The organism is Pontibacter sp. HJ8, from assembly GCF_054824225.1.
This window is the reverse complement of sequence record NZ_JSYF01000207.1, coordinates 1-4,973: the sequence shown is the minus strand read 5'-3', so window position 1 is coordinate 4,973 and position 4,973 is coordinate 1. Positions and strand designations below refer to the sequence as shown.

4 protein-coding genes and 1 pseudogene are annotated in these 4,973 nt (G+C 52.0%); all 5 read left to right on the top strand.

Features of this window, described 5'->3' with window-relative positions; genetic code table 11:
* Positions 1-60 precede the first annotated feature (60 nt).
* Complete coding sequence (spt, locus tag OB13_RS10185; protein ID WP_461490058.1) at positions 61-1,302, top strand: serine palmitoyltransferase; 1,242 nt, start codon at positions 61-63, stop codon at positions 1,300-1,302.
* The gene (locus tag OB13_RS10180; RefSeq protein ID WP_461490057.1) at positions 1,280-2,401 is read left to right on the top strand and encodes a hypothetical protein; all 1,122 of its coding nucleotides are present in this window, start codon (positions 1,280-1,282) and stop codon (positions 2,399-2,401) included. The genes spt and OB13_RS10180 overlap by 23 nt, the downstream gene beginning before the upstream one ends.
* On the top strand, positions 2,398-3,390 hold the full coding sequence (locus tag OB13_RS10175; RefSeq protein ID WP_461490056.1) for an NAD-dependent epimerase/dehydratase family protein: 993 nt from the start codon (positions 2,398-2,400) through the stop codon (positions 3,388-3,390). Before OB13_RS10180 ends, OB13_RS10175 begins: the two co-directional genes overlap by 4 nt.
* A 38-nt stretch (positions 3,391-3,428) precedes the next feature.
* Positions 3,429-4,754, top strand: coding sequence for an inositol-3-phosphate synthase (locus OB13_RS10170; RefSeq protein WP_461490055.1), 1,326 nt, complete (start codon positions 3,429-3,431; stop codon positions 4,752-4,754).
* A gap of 10 nt (positions 4,755-4,764) precedes the next feature.
* Positions 4,765-4,973: pseudogene (locus tag OB13_RS10165) on the top strand (phosphatidylglycerophosphatase A family protein); the annotation flags it as partial.

The following is a 4,973-nucleotide window of genomic DNA, read 5'->3' as shown; positions in this document are numbered from 1 at the left end:
ATAACCTGTAATGGGCTTTTCTCCTAAATTCGGTAGATCATATAAAATAAATTTTTACAGATGGGCAATATACTTCGAGAGAAAATCCTCGCCCGTGAGAAGAGCGCCGCTTATTATGCAGCGGAAAGAGCGATGGCACAGGGAGCCTATCCTTATTTCAGATCAATTGAGTCTGCGCAGGATACGGAAGTGATTATAGATGGCAAGCGGGTGCTGATGTTTGGATCCAATGCCTATCTGGGACTGACCAACCATCCCAAAGTAAAAGAAGCCGCCACCAAGGCCATCGAGTTATACGGTACCGGATGTGCCGGTTCCCGTTTTCTAAACGGCACACTCGACATCCACCTGGAACTGGAGAGAAGGCTGGCCGAGTATGTGGGAAAGGATGCTGCCCTTGTATTCAGCACTGGTTTTCAGGTAAACCTGGGTGTGATTTCCTGCCTCACAGGCCGCAACGATTACATTATACTGGATGAGTTTAACCATGCCTCCATCATCGATGGCAGCCGGCTATCTTTCTCCAAAGTGATCAAGTACCGGCACAACGACATGCACGACCTGGAGCAGAAGCTGAGCAGGTTGCCGGCCGACGCGATCAAACTGATCGTGGTGGACGGGGTCTTCAGCATGGAAGGGGATATTGTGAAATTGCCCGAACTTGTCACCCTGGCCGAACGCTACGGCGGCAGCATCATGGTGGATGACGCGCATGGGCTGGGCGTGATCGGCCGGCAGGGGGCAGGTACGGCCTCCCACTTCGGGCTGACCGATCAGGTAGATCTGATCATGGGAACCTTCAGCAAATCGCTGGCTTCGCTGGGTGGTTTTATCGCCAGCGACAACGATACCATCCTATACCTGAAGCACCATGCCCGTTCGCTTATTTTCAGTGCCAGCATGTCGCCTGCGTCTGTGGCGAGCACCCTGGCAGCACTGGACCTGATACAGTCAGAGCCAGAACATATAGCGAACCTGTGGACGAATACCCGCTATGCCACCGGGCTGTTGAGATCGGCAGGTCTTGAGCTGGGCCCTACCGAAACCCCCATCATCCCGATCTACGTGCGGGACAATGACAAGACGTTCCAGGTAACGAAGATGCTGCAGGACAAAGGTATTTTTGTGAATCCTGTTGTGGCTCCTGCTGTGCCCGCGGACGCTACTCTATTAAGACTTTCTATTATGGCCACCCATACGTTTGGCCAGATCGAGGAGGCTGTCAGCAAAATTTCAGAAGCTTTCAGATCCATTCAGATTAACACCGGGAATGCGGCATATGAAGCAAGTACTACCCGTTAATTCCAAACAGCAGCTGAAAGCCTTCATAGACTTCCCGCATGAGCTCTATCAAGGTGATCCCTACTATGTGCCGGAGCTGTATATCGCCCAAAAGGATTTGCTCACACCGGGCAAACATCCTTTTTATGAACATTCTTCCCTGCAGCCCTTCCTGGCTTACCAGGATGGCAAAGTAGTCGGCCGGATTGCTGCGATACTCAACAACAACCACAATGCCTTCAACAATAGCCAGGATGGATTCTTCGGTTTCTTTGACTGTGTGAATGATGACCAGGTAGCAGCCATGTTGTTCGGGGAAGTGCAAAAGTGGCTCTTGGAAAAAAAGGTCAGCACCATGATCGGGCCGGTGAATTTTTCGACCAACGAGACCTGTGGGTTGCTGGTAGAAGGCTTCGACAGCTCGCCGATGGCGATGATGCCCTATAACTATACCTATTACATCAACCTGCTCGAAAACCAGGGTTTTCAGAAAAAGGTAGATCTGATTGCCTACCAGTTCCTGGCCAAAAATTACAACGACAAGGCCTTCAGGTTATCGGAAGTTATCCGGAAGCGGCTCGAGCAGAAGGGCATTGTCATCCGGCCCATTAACCTGAAAAAATACAAGGAAGAGGTCGCCAGCCTGCGCGAGATCTATAACTCTGCCTGGGACAAGAACCTGGGGTTTGTGCCCATGACCACCGGGGAGTTCGACTACCTGGCCAAAGACCTGAAAATGATCCTGGATCCGGATTTCTGCCTGGTAGCAGAGCACAACGGGAAGATGGTCGGTTTTTCACTGGCTATACCTGACATCAACCAGATCCTGAAAAAAATAAAGAAAGGCCGCCTGTTGCCGACGGGCATCTTCAGGCTGCTGCTGCAACGGAAACAAATCGATGCTGTCCGGATCATTGCGCTGGGCGTAGTGGAAGGGTATCGGAAGTTGGGCATTGAAGCCTGTTTTTACGGCGCAGCCATGCAGAAGCACAACGAGAAGAACATGAAAATGGCGGAAGCTTCCTGGATACTGGAGAACAATGTGATGATGAACCAGGGACTGCTGAAGATGGATGCCAAACCCTACAAAAGGTATAGGATTTACGAAAAGGCACTATGAAAGAACGGGTACTGATCACGGGAGCAAGCGGATTTGTAGGCTATCACCTGGTAGAGGCTGCCTTGCAGGCAGGACTGGAAGTATACGCCGCTGTACGGCCCTCCAGCCAGGTGGCGCACCTGGAGGCTTTTGATATCCGGTATACCTACCTTGATTTTTCGGATACAGCTGCCTTGAAGCAGGAGCTGGAAGAGAAACAGTACCATTACATCGTGCATGCAGCCGGTATTACCCGGGCCAAGCATGCCCGGGAGTATGAGAGCATCAATGCGGTCTATTCTCAGAACCTGGGTATAGCTGCTGCAGAGGCCAAGATTCCGCTCAAGAAGTTCGTCTTCATCAGCAGCCTGGCTGCGCTGGGCCCTGTTGCTTATGCTCAAAACGCACCCATCAACGAGCAAAGTACGGCACAGCCGGTAACAGCCTATGGTAAGAGCAAGCTTCTGGCCGAAAAGTACTTGTCGGAAATAGAAAATCTGCCCCTGGTGGTGCTGCGCCCCACGGCGGTATACGGTCCACGGGAGAAAGACATCTTTATCATATTAAAGACTCTCAACCTCGGGCTGGAGCCATACATCAGCAACAAGAAGCAGTGGCTGAGTTTTGTATATGTCAAAGACCTGGCCCGGGCTGTCATGCAGGCGCTGGAGGTAGGTATAAGCCATACCAGTTACAACGTGTCGGATGGCAACAGCTATGACCGGTATGCGCTGGCGACTATAACAAAGCGTATACTGGGTAAAAAGTCCATCCGGTTTCATGTGCCGATGGCAATGATGAATGTAGTGGCGCAGTTGCTCGAAGCCGTCTATGCAGCCAGCAGCAAGATGCCGGTGCTCAACAAGGAAAAGCTCAACGAGCTCGCCGCCGAGAACTGGAACTGCAGCATCGACAAGATCCGGGAAGACCTGGGCTTTGTACCGGAATATGACCTGGAAAAAGGCCTGGCGCAGACCCTGCAGTGGTACAAGGAAAACAAGTGGTTATAAGTAGAATAGTAGAAACAATTTGATATAAATAGACTAAAATGGAATATCAAGTAAAAAATGCCGAAGGGCGCTTGGGTATCCTGCTTCCGGGACTGGGAGCAGTTGCCACCACCTTTATTGCCGGAGTTGAGGCGATCAAAAAAGGTATGTCTAAGCCGGTCGGTTCGCTTTCTCAAATGGGCAATATCCGCCTGGGCAAGAGAACGGAAAATCGCAACCCGCTGATAAAGGATTTTGTGCCGCTGGCAAACCTCAATGACATCGTATTCGGTGGCTGGGATGTGTACGAGGACAATGTATACGAAGCTGCTGCGAATGCCAAAGTGCTGGAGCCGGGCCTGTTGTATGCGATCAAGCCGGAGCTGGAGGCCATCAAGCCGATGAAAGCCGTGTTTGATAAGGCTTACGCCAAAAACCTGGATGGTACCAATGTAAAAGAGGCTGCTACGAAATATGAGCTGGCGGAGGCCCTGATGGACGACATGCGTACCTTCAAGGAAGAGAACGGCTGCGACCGCCTGGTGATTGTGTGGTGTGGCTCTACGGAGGTATATACCGAGATCAGCGAGGTACATGAAACGATACCGGCCTTCGAGGAAGGCCTGCGCAACAACGACCCGCGCATTGCACCAAGCATGATCTATGCCTATGCTGCTGTGAAGATGGGCGTGCCTTTCGCAAACGGCGCACCCAACCTGACGGTCGACATTCCGGCCATCGTGGAGCTGGCCAAGCTGAACGAAGTAGCGATATCCGGTAAGGATTTCAAAACAGGTCAGACCCTTATGAAAACCATCGTGGCACCGGGCCTGCAGGCCAGAGCGCTCGGCATCAACGGCTGGTTCTCTTCCAACATCCTGGGCAACCGCGACGGTCTGGTACTGGATGATCCGGACAATTTCAAAACCAAAGAAGTATCCAAACTCGGCGTGCTGGAAGATATCCTGCATCCGGAAGATAACCCGGAACTCTACGGGGATCTGTACCACAAAGTACGCATCAACTACTACCCGCCTCACGGTGACAACAAAGAGAGCTGGGACAACATCGACATCTTTGGCTGGTTAGGTTACAAGATGCAGATCAAGATCAACTTCCTGTGCCGTGACTCGATCCTGGCAGCGCCTATCGTGTTGGACCTGGCCTTGTTCACCGACCTGGCGCAGCGTGCCGGCATGAGCGGCATACAGGAGTGGTTGTCCTTTTACTACAAGTCACCACAAACAGCAGAAGGCCTGCGTCCGGAGCACGACATTTTCAAGCAACTCATGAAGCTGCAGAACACCCTGCGCCACATGATGGGCGAGGATCTGATAACTCACCTGGGTTTGGACTATTACCAGGATCTGGTAGAGTCGCTCTAAGCAGGATCGGATGATACGAGTACACAAACTTGTTTCCACCAGCCTGGGCATTGGCTACATAGGCAAAGGAGGAGGTACAGTAGCCGCTGTAGTAACCTGTCTTTGTGTATATGCCCTGCACCTGGCTGGTGGGAGCCAGCTTGTGGGTTGGCTCCCCGTGGTGACTTTATTGTTGACAGGACTGGGCGTCTGGTCAGCCAATGAAGTAGAGCCGCACTG

Bases quoted from the DNA above. Each gene is read 5' to 3' on its own strand.
- spt (WP_461490058.1), top strand. From the start codon at position 61: ATGGGCAATATACTTCGAGAGAAAATCCTCGCCCGTGAGAAGAGCGCC.
- OB13_RS10180 (WP_461490057.1), top strand. From the start codon at position 1,280: ATGAAGCAAGTACTACCCGTTAATTCCAAACAGCAGCTGAAAGCCTTC.
- OB13_RS10175 (WP_461490056.1), top strand. From the start codon at position 2,398: ATGAAAGAACGGGTACTGATCACGGGAGCAAGCGGATTTGTAGGCTAT.
- OB13_RS10170 (WP_461490055.1), top strand. From the start codon at position 3,429: ATGGAATATCAAGTAAAAAATGCCGAAGGGCGCTTGGGTATCCTGCTT.